This window comes from Spirosoma soli (genome assembly GCF_042684525.1).
GTDB classification, from domain to species: Bacteria; Bacteroidota; Bacteroidia; order Cytophagales; family Spirosomataceae; genus Spirosoma; species Spirosoma soli.
Genome location: NZ_JBHULN010000013.1, coordinates 142,068 through 161,300, shown reverse-complemented (window position 1 = coordinate 161,300; position 19,233 = coordinate 142,068). Strand labels below are relative to the sequence as shown.

Sequence of the window (19,233 nt, the reverse complement as noted above, 5' to 3'; positions counted from 1 at the left end):
GCGAAATTAGCCCAAAAACATAAACGACGGATGAAAATACATTAAAAAAGCCGTCTAACAGTTGTATTAAGGTGTAACCCCGAGAACATCTAATAAGTTTTATGCTATTGTTTGTAAAGCTGTCCCCCTTTCATAACCAGTTTAATCCGGCGTAGACTGGCTACCGTTTTTACTGGATCACCTTCCACAGCTACCAGATCGGCTAACAATCCGGCCTTAACACGCCCCCGGTCGGTAAGGTGAAACACATCGGCGTTGACCGATGTCGTAGAGCGCAGGACATCCAGCGGTTTCATGCCATAATCTACCATCATCTCCTGCTCACGGGCGTTATCACCGTGACTGAATACGCCCACGTCGCCCCCGGCGCAGATGGTTACGCCCGCGTCTAGTGCCTGTTTGAATGTCACCCGCTTCTCACGAATCCGTGCTGGCTCGGGATCTTGCCCTTTCTTCCAGCCCCGGTACTGGCTTACGGCATCACCCGCGGCCAACGTCGGGCAAAGGGCTGTGCCATGTTCTTTCATGAGCCTGAAGATTTCAGGCGTTCCTGCGTCGCCGTGTTCAACGGTTTCGCAGCCGCCTACAATGGCCCGGCGCATACCCTCGGCTGTACTGGCGTGGGCTACTACGCTACGACCGCTGCTTTTAGCCACCTCCACGATTAGCTTAATTTCGTCAACAGTGTAGGTCGGTCGCGCTTCGGCCATGAGTCCCCATCGGTAGTCAGCATAGATTTTAATGGCATCGGCCCCCTTGCCAATCTGCCGCCGAACGGCTTGAATCAATGCGTCGTGCCCGTCGGCTTCTTCGGCTCCCTGAGGTACGTCAATGTCAGCGCTAAATCCTTTGGGCGCATAGCTACCCGTAGCAATGAGTGCCCGCGTAACAATCATCATCCGTGGACCAGGAATAATACCCTGATTAATGGCTTGTTTTAGACCGACATCATCGTAATCAGCGCCTTCGGTTCCCAAATCCCGAACGGTCGTAAAGCCCGCCAGCAGGGTCTTTTGCGCATGAACCGTTGCCCGGGCTACCCGCAGCGAACGCGCTTCTTTCAGCACCTGATCATCCCAGGGGGTTTCGTTGTAGGGGTGAAGGAACAAATGCGAATGGCCTTCAATCATACCCGGCATGAGTGTAGTGCCTTTTAGGTCAATTACCTCCGCGCCGTTGGCCGACACAGAACTCGCTGGCCCGGCGGTTTCAATCTTATCCCCTTTCACGCGGACGACCCAACCGTCGTGGCTGTTTTCGCCATCGAAGACGCGGTCGGGGCGGAGGAGGTAGGTGGTTTGGGCGGTGGTAAAGGTGACGGACAGAATAGCCCAGATAGTTAACAGGTGTCTCATCAGCGACGTGGCTTTCTTTGTAATGAATCAATTAAGCCCGCTCCAAATACTAGCACTACCAACCCAGGTAGTAAAACCGCTCCTGCCCGAAAGCCTGCGCCCGTCAGTTTGTAAATACCTCCGTTATAATGCGTGAAGCTTTGAAATAAATAGTAACCCGATGCAGCCAGTAGCACAATTAAAAGTATGGTTGACACTGGGCGCCCTAATTGCCACACAACCCACGTAATCAGTAAGGCTGCTATGACTACCCCTGAAACCGTGGCCAGCGCTTTGGGAACCGTTTCGAGAAAGGTGTAATCAAAAAAGAACACCCCAGCCTGACCGATCAGATTGGGGTGCGATAAAAGCCAGCCGTCTAAAACGATTAGCACAAGTAGCAAAATGTAAAAGAAGGGATTACGCATAAACCGATTTTCGCAGGTTGTTTTGAGTCCACGAAGATAGCGTATTTCCCTGCTTCTAGCTTTGTAGCTCCATCTTCAAAAACTTCCCTGTATAGCTCCCCTTTACCTCTGCTACCTTTTCGGGGGGGCCTTCGGCGATGATCTGACCGCCTTTGTTGCCGCCTTCGGGACCTAAGTCAATGAGGTGGTCGGAGACTTTGATGACATCAAGGTTGTGCTCGATAATTAGGACGGTATTTCCCTTGTCAGCGAGTTTGTTCAGCACGTCCAGGAGGTGCGAGATGTCCTGAAAGTGTAGACCGGTGGTTGGCTCGTCGAGAATATACAGCGTCTTGCCGGTGTCTTTTTTAGAAAGTTCTTCTGCCAATTTCACCCGCTGTGCCTCACCACCCGACAAAGTTGTTGCGTGCTGACCAAGCGTGATGTAACCTAAGCCAACGTCGTTCAACGTTGTCACCTTCCGCAGGATCTTTGGCTGGCTGGCGAAGAAGTCCAATGCCTGCTCAACGGTCATATCGAGCACGTCGGCAATGGATTTGCCTTTGAAACGAACCTCCAGGGTTTCGCGGTTGAAGCGCTTACCTTTGCAGGTTTCGCACATGACATGAACGTCGGGCAGAAACTCCATCTCGATCTTCTTCATGCCCGCCCCTTCGCAGTCTTCGCAGCGGCCACCCTTCACGTTAAATGAGAATCGGCCGGGTTTGTACCCCCGGATTTTAGCTTCGGGCAGTTCGGCAAACAGGGTCCGAATCTCCGAAAACATGCCCGTGTACGTCGCTGGGTTTGAACGAGGGGTTCTTCCGATGGGCGACTGATCTACTTCAATAACCTTATCCAGGTGTTCTAAACCGTCCACCGACTTAAATGGCAGTGGCTCACGCTTCGACTTGTAAAAGTGCCGGTTCAACACTGGGAACAGCGTTTCGTGAATTAGTGATGATTTACCACTACCCGACACGCCGGTGATCGTGACCATCTTGCCAAGTGGCAATCTCAGTGTTACGTTCTTTAAGTTATGACCGGTTGCGTTCTTAATAATGAGAAACTTACCGTTGCCTTTGCGCCGTTCGGTCGGGACGTCGATGTTACGTCGGCCACTCAGGTAATCAGCCGTTGTGCTACCGTTTCGTAAGAACTCCTCGGGCGTGCCAATGCCGACAACCTGTCCGCCATGACGTCCGGCACCGGGACCAATATCCAGAATGAAGTCGGATTCGAGCATCATGTCCTTGTCGTGTTCAACGACGAGCACAGTATTGCCTAAATCGCGCAGGTTCTTTAACGAATCTATCAATTTGACGTTGTCGCGCTGGTGTAGACCAATGCTCGGCTCGTCCATAATATACAATACGCCAACCAGTTGGGTGCCAATCTGCGTCGCCAGCCGGATGCGCTGTGCTTCCCCACCCGATAAGGTACGAAGTGGGCGATCTAGCGTAAGGTAGTCCAAACCAATGTCCAGTAGGAATCCAATACGTTTGCGAATCTCTTTTAAGATCTCTTTCGCAATAGTATTCTGCCGATCACTCAGGCGGTCTTCTAAGCCGTCGAACCAAGTAGTTAATTCCGAAATGTCCATCCGGGCTAATTCGGAAATGTTCTTATCGTCAATCTTGAAATAAAGCGACTCTTTCTTCAATCGGGCGCCAGCGCACTCAGGACAGGTCTTGACCACCATGAAGTCCTTGAGCCATTCCTGAATTTTGTCGGTGCTGTTCTCCTGCTGACGTTTCAGAAAGTTGACAATGCCCTCAAACTTAAAACTGTAGTAATCCTCGCCAGGGTATTTCTTCGACGGAACTGTAGCTTCGTCTTCAGTACCGTACATCAGCGCGTGCACCAGGTCATCAGGATACTTGGCAACAGGTGTGCTGAGGTTCAGCTTATACTTCTTAAGAATCGCTTCAATTTCTTTAAATATCCACAACTCACGATACTCGCCCAGAGGTGCAATAGCACCACGGCTGATACTTAATGACTTATCAGGAATAACCGATTCTTCGGTGATTTCTTCAACGACTCCCAAACCGTTACAAACGGGGCAGGCGCCATAAGGTGAGTTAAACGAAAACGAGTTAGGCGACGGCTCATCGTAGCTGATGCCCGACTCGGGGTCCATCAGGTTTTGCGAAAAATACACCAACGTCCCGGCACCGTCGAGCATCTGCATGGCACCTTTACCTTGCTTTAACGCCGTTTGTACGGACTGACTGAGTCGATAGCGGTCATCTGGCTTAGGCACGAGCCGGTCGATCACGATTTCAATGTCGTGTATTTTGTACCGGTCGAGCTGCATCTTCGGGACAATGTCCTGCACAGTGCCGTCGACCCGTACTTTGGTGTAGCCGGTCTTGGCAATTTGCACGAACAGTTCGCGGTAATGCCCCTTTCGTCCTTTAATGACCGGGGCCAATAATGTCAGCTTTTGTCCTTCATATTGACCAAGAATCGTATCAATGATCTGGTCTTGGGATTGACGTTCCATCTTGCGCCCCGTTACGTACGAGAACGCTTCGCCAGCCCGAGCATACAGGAGTCGCAGAAAGTCATAAATCTCCGTGGTGGTGCCGACAGTGGAACGAGGGTTTTTTGAGGTCGTTTTCTGCTCAATGGAGATCACCGGGCTGAGGCCGTTGATCTTGTCAACATCGGGCCGCTCCATATCGCCGATAAACGAGCGCGCATAAGCCGAAAAGCTTTCCATGTAGCGCCGTTGGCCTTCGGCGTAAATGGTATCGAACGCCAGCGACGATTTGCCACTACCGCTGATACCTGTCACGACCACCAGCTTATTGCGGGGGATCGTAACGTCAATATTTTTCAGATTATGTTCGCGGGCACCGAGGACCTCGATCTGGTCGTAACCCGTCAGGTCAATGTCAGTGAGTCCGGCCTGCTGACCGGTGGCTTTTTCTTCCGTCGTCACGTTATATTTGTTGTGGTCGGATCGCCGAAGCGATGGCTTATTCTAAATAGCAACGTAAAACCAGCGGTGTGAGTTTCCGGGGAGACGACCGTTTTGTCCTATTGACCGTCCCCGCAAATTGCCTATATTTGGCTATACTGATCTGTAATTTTTATGGCTATTGCTTATGATGCCCCCCGCCGACCGGCTCCCAAACCCCGGCGTAAAATACCCGATTCCCTGATCTACGAAATTATGGATGGTAAGCCTGTCTATCGAAAAGGCTACCGGGACGTATTGTCAGGCATAAAAACAGTTGAAGAAATTATGGGAGCCAGTACTCTCCAGTCGATTATTATTTCACATTTAATGAAAGTAATCTTTGGGTTTCTTGATGAAGATAAGTATTTCGTGCTCACCGGCGAGTCAGGCGTTCATCTCGACCATCGTAACAATTTGGCGAACGATATTGCCATCTACGATCAGACCGTGCTGACACCCGCCAAAATCTCGAAGAAGTATTCCGACGTGCCGCCCCTGCTTGCCATTGAGATCGACATTGAGGCAGACAGCGAAGGAATGACCGAAAACGGCTATATCTACAAAAAGACCCGTAAGCTGTTCTACTTTGGCGTGCATAAAATTATTTGGGTCCTCACCGACGCACAAGTAGTCCTGATTGCCACGCCCGACCGAACAGAAACCGTCGACTGGAACAAGGATGTAGAAATCATGGACGGACACACGTTTAATATTGGTGCTTATTTAGTTCGAAAAGGGATAACGATTACCGAATTATAGTGAATAGGGTCACACTACGCTGGATGTAACGGAATTGATATAACCTATGAGGTTCTTCTTTCCTGAACTATTTCAAGAACTTACTCAAACTACTCAGGGGCAATTCGCTGATTGTGTACATGTTACTAAAAATCATCATTTGTCTAATACGGTTGGAGTGCTTTTGGTGACTTGCAGAAGCGATGGGAACTCTTAATTTTGTTAGAGCAACTTTGCTCATTGTTGGTCCACTTAGCCAGATTAAATAGCTGGCCGATTCTTATAAAACTCCTTCCGTTATGGTACAAAACGAAGTAATTGAACCGATTCTGCAAGAAGACAAAAACCGCTTTGTGCTGTTCCCAATCAAGCATTGGGACATTTGGGAGTATTATAAAACGCACGAAGCATCGTTCTGGACCGCCGAAGAAATTGACCTAGGCCAGGACATGAAAGACTGGAACAGCCTTAACGACGGCGAACGGCACTTCATTTCGCACGTACTGGCGTTCTTTGCCGCTTCGGACGGAATCGTGAATGAAAATCTCGCCGTAAATTTCCTGTCAGAGGTACAGTACGCTGAAGCCAAGTGCTTTTATGGGTTTCAGGTAATGATGGAGAACATTCACTCTGAAACCTATTCGCTGCTGATCGATACATACATTAAAGATCCCACCGAAAAAGATCGGTTGCTGAACGCCATTGATACCATTCCATGCGTGCAGAAGAAGGCTGAGTGGGCGCTACGCTGGATCGACAATGGTACGTTTGCCGAGCGGCTTATCGCGTTTGCGGCTGTGGAAGGTATTTTCTTCTCGGGCTCGTTTTGTTCCATCTATTGGCTCAAGAAACGTGGTCTGATGCCGGGCCTGACATTCTCGAATGAGCTTATCTCGCGCGATGAAGGTCTGCACCGCGACTTCGCCTGCATGCTGTACACCGACCACATTGTGAACAAGATGCCGGAATCGCAGATTTATGACATCATTCGGAATGCAGTCGAGATTGAGCAGGAGTTTGTGGCAGATGCCCTGCCCGTTTCGCTGATCGGTATGAACGCTGAGCTGATGAAGCAGTACATCGCCTTCGTAGCTGACCACTTGCTCGTAACGCTTGGCCTGCGCAAACTATATGATGTATCGAACCCCTTCGACTTCATGGACATGATTTCGTTGCAGGGTAAGACAAACTTCTTTGAGAAGCGGGTTGGAGAGTATCAGCGGGGTGAAGTGATGGCAAAATTCAAAGCCATGAAAGCCGCTGCGACTCAATCACAGGATGCCGACAACGCTGCGCCTGCACCGGTTGTTGAAGAACCAAAAGGCTTCGTAATGGACGCTGATTTTTAGCCATAAATAGAGTTGATTCGAAAAGAAGAAGCCTCACCGTGACTTTCACGGTGAGGCTTCTTCTTTTTGACTGATTGGACCTACGAGTTAGCCAGAGAGTACTGGCTATCCGGTGATTGTGTCAGCGATAGATAGCTTTACTTTAATTTGTAATTTTCGGCAAAACTCAAGACATGGCAGTACAAGGCATCAGCCGATATTTCAGATTATGGCGGCATATAGCCAACCCGGGCGAATACATGTTTCGTAAAGGAGAGCGACGCACACGCAACCTTTCATTTACGACTAAGCCACTGCCCGTTCGGTTTCAGGTGTCAGATAGCTTGTACCAAGTGTTCAAGGAAATATTCATGGCTGATGTGTATGAGATCGATGCGTTGGCTCTTCAGCTTCCGGCGCAACCGGTAGTCATTGATGTAGGGGCTAATGCTGGCTTCTTTGATATTCAGCTCTTGTCGAAGATCGAGAAAGCAACGATCTATGCCTACGAGCCGATGCCTGCTAATGTGAAAACGCTCCAGCATACATTAGATCAAAATCCGCGGCTTCAGCAAAATATTAAGCTTTTTCAAATGGCCGTGACTGGCTTACCACTCGACAAGCTGGATTTGTTTGCCGAAGCCGAAGAAAATAGTCAGGTTGTAGCCTCTCGGTTTGCCGAATTCAACGAAAACAATACGCACAAGCTTACTGTCTCCTGCGTAACGCTCACCGACATCATTCAGAAAAACGATCTCCAATCAATCGACTTGTTGAAGCTGGATTGCGAAGGCAGTGAGTATGACATCATCTACAATACGGCTCCCGAACTGATTAAACGTATCCGTAAAATGGTGATTGAGGTGCACGACCTGGATAAAGAACAAAACAATATAAACGTCTTCAATCAATACGTTCAGTCGTTAGGTTACACCACCACGCATGAACCCATTAATTCGTTCTGCCACGCGATGGAAGCCATACGGCAATGAGTAACTGAACCCTTAGTTTGTTTTGGCCAGGCTGGCCCGCTGAGACAAAATCGTTTTTTTACCAGCGAATACATCCTGGTAAAGTTGCCAATAATCACCCGCTACTACGTCCCACTGAAACTGCTGTCTGTATTGCTGTAGTCGATTCGGTAAATCAGGGTCTCGCCGGTAGATTTCCATGCCTTGCCGGAAGGTATTGACAACCGTTTCGGCATCGAACGACGGGAAATAGAACGCGTCGGGGCCACCTACCTCGGGTAAACTTGTTAATGGTGAACAAAACACCGGTTTGCCAAATGCCATCGCTTCGACCACAGGTAAGCCGAAGCCTTCCATCAGAGACGGAAACATAAGCGCTTCGCAGTTGGCATAGAGCCACCACTTCGTAGGCTCATCAACGGGTCCCGGCATCAGGAGCCGATCCGCCACACCCATCTGTTGAGCTTGTTGGTATATCTCCTGAGCGTACGGTTTGTCGTTAGGGCCAGCCAATACTAATTGATAATCAGGATGGGCTTCTAGTATAGGCAACAAAGTATGAACGTTTTTATAGGGTTGCAGCATACCTATAAAAAACAGAAAGGGCCTGTCGGGCTGTACTGTTGGCGACGTGGTTGGCGCGGCAGAAGGGGTTTCTACTCCGCAGTAAATTACTTCGAGAGGGGTGGTATTCGGCACAACTAGCTGCTGACGTACGTCCCGCGCTACGTAGTCAGAAATCGTTGTTATGGCAGCTGCCTGATTAATGCACTGCTGATAGTGCTTTTTCTGACGGGCTTTTCGCTGGGCAGAATAGATCGGCAACGAGAGATAATTCAGGTCGAGGATTGTATAAATAAACTTGGTCTTGCGAGTCGGGATGAACCGGGTGTTCTGATACGGGCTATGCCATACGTCAAACGTCCAGGGATGCCACACCCGTCGCCACCGACTGGCTACTATATAGTCTGCCGAAGGGCCAAATAGACCTACCTGCTGCTGGGGTACTAAAAAAGTCAATTCCCAACCGGGTGGTTTTTGCCGAACCAGCTCGCGCCCTAAATGTAAACAAACTTGCCCCAGGCCACTGGTTAAGTTGGCCATACGTTCGGCATCCAGAAAAAGTTGGGGCATGAAGGATAAGTTGAATGATAAAAGACAAAAATCGGTAAAAAAGCCAATCAGTGAAATGTGCGCTAATCATCATTTCCTAAAACCGCGAATATCAACTCCGATTCATAGCCTTTGCTCATGGCATACCGGACTAGCTTCTGCTTTACGACTAGGGGATTATCGTCGCGAATGCTTTGGCGTTTCTTAGCTAACAATTCAGTCAATGTTTCGCGGTAGTCGTTGGGAGCAATCTCGTTCATGGCCTGATCAAGATTGTAACCTGTGATGCCCCGCTGCTGGAGATGTTGTTTAATCTTACGTTTGCCCCAGCCCTTTACCCGAAATTTGCCGCCTGCGAACGACTTCGCGAAGCGTTCTTCGTTCAAGTAGTTCTGCTGAATAAGCTCAGCAATAACTTCTTCGGCATCGTCGCCCCAAACGCCCCACTCTTTCAATCGGTCGCGGACTTCCTGCTGGGTTCGTTCCTGATAAGCGCAGAACATGGCGGCTTTACGAAGGGCATCTTTTAAGTAATCGGTCATGTATAAAAAACACGTTCCACCGGTTAGAGGTTCGGCGAGACGCGGACTTAACCGGTACGTAGTTACACTAGCAGAGTGAGCTGAACGCTTGATAGACAGTAAAGAATCAGAACCTACCACGTTCGCTTGCTCATCATTTTATCTAGCTCAGGTCGGGTCATGGTGCCTAACTCGGGGTGTTGACTAAGCCATTTGAGAAAATCAGCCTTGATTTCGTCGGTCCACTGGCTGTCAATCTGCCCTGTAGTGTAGCGACCCGATTTAACGGTTTCAAAGCCAAACTGATCTTTGCGAGTGACAAATTCGCAGGTACCGACTACCTGTTCGGCCATGTGAGCGGGCACAAACAAAACCCCTTCCCGCTGCGCAATGACCAAATCGCCGGGTAGCACCATGGCGCTGCCGATTCGAATGGGGGTGTTCAATCCCATAAGCACCATTTCTTCCAGAAACGACGGGTGAAAATCGCGGACAAAAGCATTAAACCCTTTGATGTTCTGTAACTCCTGCAAGTCTCGGGCGGCTCCGTTAAAAACGACCCCGTTACCTGTTTTGCTGAAAATGGCATTGCCCAACGTAGCGCCCATTAAGGTACCCCCGCCAATTTTGCCGTAAGCGTCGGCTACATACACATCGCCTTTGGTGAGTACTTCAATTGGCCAGGCGTTGGTGTTTCCTTTTCGCCCTTGTTTGGTTGTTCCCCGCTCCTTAATGTTTTTCTCTACGTCCGGGCGGCTGGGCATGAACATCGCCGTAACGGCACGCCCGATTACTGGTACGTCGTTCTGAATCAACTTCCAATTGCCCTCAAACTGGTTGGTGTAGCCTTCATTTTTCAGGACGGTCCAGGCATCGTCGATTCCTATTTTTTTGGCTCTTTCTAATAGATTATCCGGAATTTTAGGCCGACCATCAGCGAAGCGTTCACCTTTCCACTCGGAAGTTAGAAAGAGCAACTCATCTTTGGGTATTGTTTGGGCAAAGAGAGCGCCCGAAATGCAAAGGCTGAATAGTAGTGAAAAAATAGCGATGTTACCTTTCATTGTACTGATTTTTGAGATTTTTTAAACACGGAGCGAACAGAGATAAACACAGAGAGCACAAGGATTATTAACTCGGTTACCTCTGTGTTCAACTCTGTGCCCTCTGTGTTTAAAAACAAACTTAATGGCCTTCTTTGGCCAGATAGGTGTCAATGTCTTTCTGAGTGATGGCTAGCTTCTTAGGGTATTTGCCAACCCAGGCCCGGAATTCATCTTTGATTTTGGCCGACCAATCGCCGTGGATTTCGCCAGATGGATATTTGCCCTGCTGAAGCAGTACCCGTTCAAACTCGTCGCGCAGGGCAGTCATTTCAGACGCCGACACAAGACCTTCAACCAAGTGAGCCGGAATGAATACCACACCATATTCATTCGCAAACACCACGTCGCCCGGCATTACCGTCACCTCGCCTACACGAATCGGGGCATTAATCGAGGTCGGCGTCATGTCTTTAATGTATGATGGGTCGTGGCCTTTGACCCAGGCATTAAAGCCTTTGGTGTCTTTCAGTTCCTGCATGTCCCGCACGGAGCCGTAAAAAATAACGCCCTTACCGGTTTTTCCGTAGATGGCATTCCCTAGGCTGGAACCAATTAATGTCCCGTCCTTAATCTTACCATAGCCATCAGCTACGTAAATGTCACCCTTCGTTAGAATGTCAATCGGCCAGATGTTGATGCCGCCCTTCTGCGAGCGTCCTTCTGCTTTTCCTTGGGCTCTCACCAAGCTATCGAGGTCTGGACGAGTAGGCATAAACTGGGCCGTAACGACCCGGCCGGTCATGGTTTCGCCGGGTTTAAGAATGATCCAGTTTTTCTCGACCTGGTTCCGATAACCTTTGTTGCCCAGATATCCCCAAACCTGTTCCAGCGTGCAGTTCTGTAACCGTTCAAGAACCAAATCAGGTACGTTAGGACGACCGTCGGGCAGCCGGTCCCCTTTCCAGTTGGCCGTTAACGCTTTAACGTATTCGGGCGATGAACCTATCCGCTGGGCTTGTACTGACAAGCTTGCCGACAAGATGGCCAGTAAGATTAGTTTTTTCATTAGAGACGAAGGGTTTGACGTAACTACGGCTAAAAAGGCAGCTGGATGAGTAAAATACTGCCATTTTATCATTTTATACAGGAATAGCCTTAAACCATGATTAACCTGTTTGCCATGAAGAATTTTTTCACTCGTGCCAACGCTCCCAAGCCCTCGGCGCATACTCCGTCCGATCGTCGAAATTTTTTGCGTAACGCTGGTTTGGGCGGTCTCTCGTTAGGGATGACGTTCGAAAAATTATCCGGACGATTTACGACTGAGCAGGAGCTGGAATTCATAACCCAGAAAGTCCCCCGCGATTCTAAACCAGCTGATCTGAAAATCACCGATATGCGGGTGGCCGTTCTGGCTGGTGTGCCGTTTTCCAGCCCGATCATCCGCATCGACACCAATCAGGGGTTGGTCGGTTGGGGCGAAGTACGCGACGGCGCCAGCGCAAATTACGCATTGATGCTAAAGAGCCGGATACTGGGCAAGAATCCTTGCAACGTAGAGCAGATCTTTAAGCAAATCAAGCAGTTTGGTAATCACAGTCGGGCCGCGGGTGGCGTTTGTGGGGTCGAAATGGCCCTGTGGGACCTGGCTGGCAAGGCCTATAACGTGCCCTGTTATCAAATGTTGGGTGGCAAATACCGCGATTTCATCCGGCTTTATGCGGACACGCCCGAAGGCAAGGATTACGATGACTTTGCCAAGAATATGAAGGTTCGGAAAGATCAGGGCTACACATTTCTGAAGATGGACTTTGGCATTGGTATGCTGGCCGACAAGCCGGGTATGCTGGTTAATGCCAACAACTGGAGTGTGAAAAGACAGTGGGACGAAAAAGAGATGGGCAAATTGGGCAACTATGCTAGCACAAAGCACCCGTTCACCCGGATTCAAATCACCAAGAAAGGCCTTGATGCACTTGTAGATCACGTAGGTAAAGTACGGGATATTGTCGGCTATGACACGCCCTTAGCAGCCGACCACTTCGGCCACTTCGACGTAAATACCGCCATTCAGATTGGCAGGGCGATGGAACCCTTCCGGCTGGCCTGGCTCGAAGACCTTGTGCCCTGGTTCTACACTGATCAGTGGAAGCAAATTACCGACGCCATTGACACGCCAACGCTGACCGGCGAGGACATTTACCTGAAAGAAGATTTCATTAAGCTGATTGACGCCAAAGCGATTGACATGATTCATCCCGATCTGGCTTCATCGGGCGGCCTCCTGGAAACAAAGAAAATCGGCGATTACGCCGAAGAAAAGGGTATCCCAATGGCGATGCACTTTGCCGGGTCGCCTATTTGCATGATGGCCAACGTCCATTGCGCAGCGGCAACCGAAAACTTTGTCGCTCTTGAGCACCATGGCGTTGACGTAACGGGTTGGGAAGACCTGGTGACGGGCATGAAACCGATAACCGATAAAGGATTTGTTAAAGTCCCTGACAAGCCAGGCCTTGGCGTTGAACTTAACGAAGAAGTCGCTAAACGGTTCCTAAAGAAAGGCGGTACGTGGTTCGCGCCCACCGACACGTGGAATACCAAAGACTCCGCCGACCGCGAATGGAGCTAGAAAAGTAGCCTGGCCGGGCTGGCGTCCCAGCGGCTACGTCCGGCCAGGCTACTTTAGCAAATCCTCCAGTGCATTCGTCAGATCGGCGTATTGATATTTAAAGCTTGTTTCGTCGGCGATGCGTTTGTTGAGGACATAGTTGCCCCCCGTCACGGTGATGGCCAGTTCGCCGTACATCAGCTTAATAACGAAGTTTGGTACGTTAGGTAAAATGAGCGGCCGGTTCAAGACTTGAGCAATGGCCCTCGTCAGCGTTTCGTTGGTTACGGGCGTTGGGGCGACGGCATTGTACACCCCCTGCCACGATTCATCGGTTAACGCTTGGATGTACATCCGGCAGAGGTCGTCGAGGTGAATCCACGAAATGTACTGCTGCCCAGTGCCGATCGCGACCCCGGCACCAAGCCGAACGGGTTGAGCTAATTTAGGCAACGCTCCCCCTTCCATGGTCAGCACGACGCCCGTGCGGAGCTTCACCGTCCGGATGCCGAGCGCAGCTACTTTATCCTCCGAACGTTCCCAGGCCCGCACGACCTGCGCCAGGAAATCGCTACCTCCCTCGCTGGTTTCGGTCAGTGGCCGGTCACTGGTGTCGCCCCCGTAATAACCGATGGCCGACGAGCCAACGAATGACTTCACCTTGTGTGTGTTCTTCGCCAATGCCTGCGCTAGTAGTTCGGTGGATTGCGTACGGCTGTTCAGTATCTCCTCTTTTCGGGCATCGGTCCAGCGTTCGTCGGCAATACCCGCACCGGCGAGGTGGATGATGTGATCGGCGTTTATAATCGCCTGCGGGTCAATGTGCCCTTTTTTTACATCCCATTGGTATGTTTTTATGTTCGGTATGGCTTGCGCAGACCGACTTAGCAAGGATACCTGATAACCTTCTTGTTGGAGTAACTGCGTCAGACGGCGGCCGATGGTTCCGGTGCCGCCGGTGACTAATACTGTTTGGGTCATGGCGGGTTAAAAAAGGTTTTAAGGAGTATAACCCGCCAGACGCCTATGAGTTTTAATATTAGAGTTTCTATCGAGCTATCAAACTTAAAAGCTCAGGTAGTAATCAACGTAAACCTGCGCACCAACCAAATTATTAGTTGATTGAATGTCAATGAACTTTAATAGGAATGTTTTGCCGATAAGGCAGTTAATTAGATAATGTGTAAGTGCTGAAGATTTAAGCGCCAGTATTATCATTCCTTTAAATCATTCTAAGTCCGTTTGCCAATTGATGTGTAGGGAGAACTTTGTAGGATTAATCAAAAGATCCTACTATGACTGGTCTCTATTCTTCTCTCTTTCCACGTCTTTTTTATAGACAGTGGCGAATAGTCATTTGTCTTTTGCTGGCTGTCGGGATACTACCTATTCAAAAAGGTAGCGCTGCTTCGGTCGCAAAACCAACTGCCTTCCGCTCCAACGTAACACTACCTGCTGACATCACCATCACCGGACAGGTAAAAGACGCCACTACGAACGAGGCTCTGGCCGGCTGTACGGTTGTGTTGAAAGGTACGCAACGGGGGACAACGACCGATGCCCAGGGTAACTTCCGGATCGGGGTGCCTAACGAAGATGCAGTACTTGTTATTGGCTTCATCGGTTTTGTGTCGCAGGAGGTTCGCGTGGGCAACCGCACGAGCTTAAACGTTACCCTGACTCCATCCGCATCTGAGCTGGCGCAGGTTGTCGTGATCGGGTACGGAACTACGACAAAGAAAGACGCAACGGGTGCCCTAACCACTGTTAAAAGCACTGAATTCAACCGGGGAATTATCAACTCGCCCGAGCAACTGCTGCAGGGTAAAGTGGCTGGGGTCAACGTAACCTCGGCGAGTGGTGAGCCCGGTGGTCGCCAAAATATCACCATTCGCGGACCCGGTGGCGTTCGTACGGGTAGCACCCCGCTGTTTGTACTGGACGGTATTCCACTCGATAATTCCAGTACGAGTGGTACCAACAGTCCGCTAAATCCACTCAACTTTTTGAATCCGCAGGATATCGAATCCATCGACGTTCTGAAAGATGCGTCGGCCACGGCCATTTACGGAGCCCGGGGTGCCAACGGGGTTGTCTTAGTCACCACTAAAAAAGGAAAGGCTGGAGCCTCGAACCTGACTCTTTCATCGAGTGTCGGCATCTCGAATATAGCGCGACCGTTGCCTGTGTTTTCGGCCGATGAGTACCGCAGGCAGGTAGTGGCCGTGGGAGGGACACTGGACGACCAGCGGGCTTCAACCGACTGGCAGCGCCAAATCACCCGGACCGCCATCACTCAGGATTACAACGTAGGCTTAAGCGGTGGAACCGACCGGCTGACGTATTACGGTTCATTGAGTGCGCAAAATCAGGAGGGAATATTAAAAAATAGCCAATTCAAACGATATACCGGCCGCTTTAATGCTTCTCAAAAGTTTCTCGAAGACCGGCTCACCCTGGATGTGAACCTGACGGCTTCGCAGACGATAAACGAACGGCCACCTGTGTCCAGCTCATCCGGCGGTCCTCAGCCCGGAGGCTCTGGGGCCAATATTATCGGCGACGCTATTGCGGCTAACCCAACTTATCCGGCTTATGATTCCACTGGTGCGCCCGCTAAATACCAGGGCGTTTCCAACCCGTTGGTGACGCTGAGTCTGCTGAAAGACATAACGACGATCAACCGGGTGGTAGTTAACGTATCTCCCTCGCTCAAGATTACCAAAGACCTGGTTTACAAATTAAATCTGGGCGTTGACAACGCCAGTTCGACCCGCGATTTGCAGGCATTGGCGAGCACAGTTCCGCAGCAGGACGGACGGCTCGAAAGCATCTACGGTAACAACCGGAACGTACTCGTTGAGAACTACTTTACCTATACTCGTGGCTGGGGTAACCACAGCATAACGGCTCTGTTGGGTCACTCGTACCAGAAGTTTAAGATTCAGGAACGTAGCTGGAGCATTAATAAATTTCCGATTTCTCCCATTGAGCCAATCAATAACGTTGGCCTGGGGCAGGACCTGACGTTGGCTAACAACCGGCCCAGTGGATCGGCGATTGAAAATGAGCTACAGTCTTTTTTCTCGCGGGTGAACTACCAGTATAAAGATAAGTATCTGCTCACGGCAACGGTGCGGGCTGATGGATCGAGTAAGTTCGGGGCGAACAACAAATACGGGGTGTTCCCTTCGTTCTCGGCGGGCTGGCGCTTGTCGGAAGAACCGTTTCTGCAGTCGGGGCTGTTCTCTGATTTGAAGCTGCGGGCCGGTTGGGGACGGACGGGTAACCAGGAGATTCCGTCGAAGATTACCCAGGCGCTGTTTACCTCGACGGTTGGGCCTACCACCAGCTATCCGCTCGATGCGTCGACGAACTATCCGGCCGGTACGACCTATACCCGACTCGCGAACCCCGACATTCAGTGGGAAGTATCGACGCAGACCGACGTTGGCCTGGACTTTGGCCTGTTCAAAGGAGCATTGACCGGTACGGTTGATTATTTCCGCAAAGTGTCGGGTAAAATCCTGCTCGAAGTCATCCCCGCCGACCCGATTCAGCCAGCCGCTACCTACTGGACCAACGTACCGAACATGACCATTACGAACCAGGGCGTCGAACTGGGCCTGAACTACCGGTATGTGAGCAAAGGTGGTTTCCGGCTCGATCTAGGCGGTAACATCACATTTATCAAGAATGTGGTCAATAACTCGCCTTACTCGGTCATTACGTCCGGCTCGGCAACGGGAGCTGGTTTAACATCGGCTACCATCAACGGCTACGTGAACGGGCAACCAATCGGCACGTTCTTCCTGCGTGAGTACATTGGTATTGACGAAAAAGGCGTGAGTATCTACCGAGATATTGACGGCGACGGCGTAGGCGGAACGGACAAAGACCGGATCGCTGCCGGAAGTGCCCTGCCCACGAAGCAGTTCAACGTGAACGGCAGCGTAGCCTACAAGGGTTTCGACCTCACGGCCAACTTCAACGGGGTGGCGGGTAACAAGATCTACGACAACACGGCCAATGCTTTTTTCTACAAGGCTCGGTTGGTGAAAGGCTTGAATACGACGCCCGAGGGCATTGGTGAGCCGAACGAGTCGATCAATAACGCGGCTCCGGTATCGACCCGCTTCCTGAAAGATGGTTCGTTTTTCCGGCTCAATAACCTGACGCTGGGTTACAACCTTAATCCTCAACTAATTGGTATGAAACGCTGGATTTCGAACATCCGGCTCTCGGCAACCGGCCAGAATCTGTTTGTGATTACGAAGTACAACGGCTACGATCCTGAAGTCAACACTGACCGGACGGTCAACGGCATTTCGTCGTATGGGATTGATTATCTGAGCTATCCGAAAGCTCGTTCGTTCGTGTTTGGCCTAAATGTGACATTTTAATATAAACAGAACGCTGATTTTATGATCGTTACGATTAATCATAAGAATCATAAACGTCAGCGTTCCATCCGCCGATAATCATGAAAAAGATATTCATCTCAACTATAGCCTTACTCAGCCTTCTTTCATTGAACGGCTGTACGGACTTATCCGAGAACGTCCTCGACGAAGCGTCGGCCACCGGCCTAACTGATAAACAGGCGGCCGATGGGAACATTGCGCCCGTATACGCCCGTTTGCCGGATTTGTTCTCGCATACGACGTATTTTGCGATTCAGGAGATTTCCACTGATGAGGCCATCTTGCCGTATCGGGGTGGTACGGACTGGGGTGACAATGGCATTTATATCGCCCTGCACCAGCACGTACCCGCCAGCACCGATCCCAACCTTTTGAATACCTGGCGGGTGTTGTCGCAGGCAATTTCGCGTTCAGTTACAGCCCTGAACGCGTTGCCCACCATCAAAGACTCGAACGTGAAAACGTACATCGCCGAAGCGCGAGGTATGCGGGCCTATTACAACATGCTTATGCTCGACCTATTTGGGGTGGTTTTCGTAAAAGATGACCCTGCTATAGCTGCTAGTTCGAAAATCCTGCGGGGCGAAGAAGCATTGGAGTATGTTAAAACCGAATTGCTGGCGGCTGAGCCGGACTTGCTGACAACCGTTGGCCCCGGTCGATTAACGAAGGGAGGAGCCTGGGGCTTGCTGGCCCGGTTGTATCTGAACGCGGCTGTTTATCGTGACCGCTATGCGACTCAGTTTACGTTCAAGCCCGAAGACATGGACAAGGTAGTTGAATACAGCGATAAGATCATTAACTCAGGTCAGTATCAGCTGTCGCCGGATTATTTCTCAACGTTTAACGCAGACAATCATACCAACAAAGAGCTGATTTTTGCCGTTGACCAACGGTCTGAGTTGAACGGACACAACCGCCTGGCTTATTTCTCACTATCGGGCGACCAGTTTCCGTTGCCTGCCTTCCCATTGGCGAACGGTACCGATGGCCCGGCTATTACGCCAGATTTTTATCGCACCTGGGTGAACGCCTACGCACCTGCAGACCCCGCCGGTGTTGACCCGCGCTTCTATAAGAAGAATATGACCATTCCTGCCGACTCATGCGTTGCGGCTGCTAACGTGGTTATGGACCGGGGTATTCTGCGTGGCCAGCAGTACGGTTTACTTCGGGTGAACGGTGCATTCGTGCGGTGTGGCGCTAATTATCGCCTTGGTAAGCTGTTCAACGTAGTCCGTAACCGGCCAACCTTACCAGTCAATTTCACCGAGCAGGTTGATTTTTCAGTGGCGGGTAGTAACTACAGCACTGGCTATCGGGTGTTGAAATATGAATTTAGCCCGAAATCGCAATCAGGCCGTAACCTGGGTGATGTCGATATTCCAATCGTGCGCCTGGCTGACGTGTACCTGATGCGGGCCGAAGCTAAACTCCGGAAGAGCAACGACGCGGCTAGCGCCCTTGCCGATGTAAACACCGTACGGGCCGCCCGGACAGCTATAAAACCCGCACCAGCATTATCGAGCATGAATCTGGACTTGCTACTGCGCGAACGCGGTTTTGAACTGTATTGGGAAATGGTACGCCGGCCTGATCTTATCCGCTTTGGTAAATACGAAAGTACGTGGACCGAAAAAACCAACAACGATCCAAAGAAACGGCTCTTCCCGATTCCGCAGACGGCCATTGATGGAGCCTCAAATACACCAGGCTATCTAACTCAGAACGAGGGGTATTAAACAGTTTCGTTAGTGGCGTAACAGAAA

General features: G+C 50.5%; 14 protein-coding genes. 6 read left to right on the top strand and 8 right to left on the bottom strand.

The features are described from left to right. Positions 1 to 104 precede the first annotated feature (104 nt). The 3 genes from ACFSUS_RS19870 to uvrA are packed head-to-tail and all read right to left on the bottom strand — an operon-like array spanning position 105 to position 4,691. Positions 105 to 1,355, bottom strand: coding sequence for a metal-dependent hydrolase family protein (locus ACFSUS_RS19870; protein ID WP_381525486.1), 1,251 nt, complete (start codon positions 1,353 to 1,355; stop codon positions 105 to 107). Then, positions 1,355 to 1,762 carry a hypothetical protein gene (locus ACFSUS_RS19865; protein WP_381525485.1) on the bottom strand — a complete coding sequence of 136 codons (408 nt, stop codon included), beginning with the start codon at positions 1,760 to 1,762 and terminating at the stop codon, positions 1,355 to 1,357. The genes ACFSUS_RS19870 and ACFSUS_RS19865 overlap by 1 nt, the downstream gene beginning before the upstream one ends. A 55-nt stretch (positions 1,763 to 1,817) precedes the next feature. Beyond that, a complete protein-coding gene (uvrA, locus tag ACFSUS_RS19860; RefSeq protein WP_381525484.1) occupies positions 1,818 to 4,691 on the bottom strand; it encodes an excinuclease ABC subunit UvrA in 2,874 nt (957 codons plus the stop codon). 153 nt (positions 4,692 to 4,844) lie between these two features. Between uvrA and ACFSUS_RS19855 the strand changes: the two genes are divergently transcribed. The 3 genes from ACFSUS_RS19855 to ACFSUS_RS19845 all read left to right on the top strand — a co-directional run bounded on the left by ACFSUS_RS19855 (position 4,845) and on the right by ACFSUS_RS19845 (position 7,770). Next, complete coding sequence (locus tag ACFSUS_RS19855; protein ID WP_381525483.1) at positions 4,845 to 5,471, top strand: Uma2 family endonuclease; 627 nt, start codon at positions 4,845 to 4,847, stop codon at positions 5,469 to 5,471. A 278-nt stretch (positions 5,472 to 5,749) separates the two neighbouring features. Then, positions 5,750 to 6,799 carry a ribonucleotide-diphosphate reductase subunit beta gene (locus ACFSUS_RS19850; protein WP_381525482.1) on the top strand — a complete coding sequence of 350 codons (1,050 nt, stop codon included), beginning with the start codon at positions 5,750 to 5,752 and terminating at the stop codon, positions 6,797 to 6,799. 239 nt (positions 6,800 to 7,038) lie between these two features. Then, positions 7,039 to 7,770 (top strand): FkbM family methyltransferase, encoded by a 732-nt coding sequence (locus ACFSUS_RS19845; protein WP_381525481.1) that lies wholly within the window; start codon positions 7,039 to 7,041, stop codon positions 7,768 to 7,770. Between the two features lie 12 nt (positions 7,771 to 7,782). On the opposite strand, the gene ACFSUS_RS19840 is transcribed toward ACFSUS_RS19845, so the two are convergent. The 4 genes from ACFSUS_RS19840 to ACFSUS_RS19825 form a co-directional block, all read right to left on the bottom strand. Next, positions 7,783 to 8,883, bottom strand: coding sequence for a glycosyltransferase family 4 protein (locus ACFSUS_RS19840; protein WP_381525480.1), 1,101 nt, complete (start codon positions 8,881 to 8,883; stop codon positions 7,783 to 7,785). A gap of 62 nt (positions 8,884 to 8,945) precedes the next feature. Continuing rightward, positions 8,946 to 9,404 (bottom strand): regulatory protein RecX, encoded by a 459-nt coding sequence (locus ACFSUS_RS19835; RefSeq protein ID WP_381525479.1) that lies wholly within the window; start codon positions 9,402 to 9,404, stop codon positions 8,946 to 8,948. A gap of 113 nt (positions 9,405 to 9,517) precedes the next feature. Further along, positions 9,518 to 10,447: an RraA family protein gene (locus ACFSUS_RS19830; protein ID WP_381525478.1), complete on the bottom strand. Its 930-nt coding sequence runs from the start codon at positions 10,445 to 10,447 to the stop codon at positions 9,518 to 9,520. 121 nt (positions 10,448 to 10,568) lie between these two features. Then, positions 10,569 to 11,495, bottom strand: coding sequence for an RraA family protein (locus ACFSUS_RS19825; protein WP_381525477.1), 927 nt, complete (start codon positions 11,493 to 11,495; stop codon positions 10,569 to 10,571). A gap of 114 nt (positions 11,496 to 11,609) precedes the next feature. Here ACFSUS_RS19825 and ACFSUS_RS19820 point away from each other — a divergent pair, with 114 nt between their 5' ends. Beyond that, positions 11,610 to 13,061, top strand: coding sequence for a mandelate racemase/muconate lactonizing enzyme family protein (locus tag ACFSUS_RS19820; protein ID WP_381525513.1), 1,452 nt, complete (start codon positions 11,610 to 11,612; stop codon positions 13,059 to 13,061). Positions 13,062 to 13,109: 48 nt separating this feature from the next. On the opposite strand, the gene ACFSUS_RS19815 is transcribed toward ACFSUS_RS19820, so the two are convergent. Then, positions 13,110 to 14,021, bottom strand: coding sequence for a TIGR01777 family oxidoreductase (locus ACFSUS_RS19815; protein ID WP_381525476.1), 912 nt, complete (start codon positions 14,019 to 14,021; stop codon positions 13,110 to 13,112). Positions 14,022 to 14,335: 314 nt separating this feature from the next. Here ACFSUS_RS19815 and ACFSUS_RS19810 point away from each other — a divergent pair, with 314 nt between their 5' ends. Both ACFSUS_RS19810 and ACFSUS_RS19805 read left to right on the top strand, forming a co-directional pair. Then, positions 14,336 to 17,443 (top strand): SusC/RagA family TonB-linked outer membrane protein, encoded by a 3,108-nt coding sequence (locus ACFSUS_RS19810; RefSeq protein ID WP_381525475.1) that lies wholly within the window; start codon positions 14,336 to 14,338, stop codon positions 17,441 to 17,443. Between the two features lie 80 nt (positions 17,444 to 17,523). Then, a complete protein-coding gene (locus ACFSUS_RS19805) occupies positions 17,524 to 19,206 on the top strand; it encodes a RagB/SusD family nutrient uptake outer membrane protein (protein WP_381525474.1) in 1,683 nt (560 codons plus the stop codon). Positions 19,207 to 19,233 lie beyond the last annotated feature (27 nt).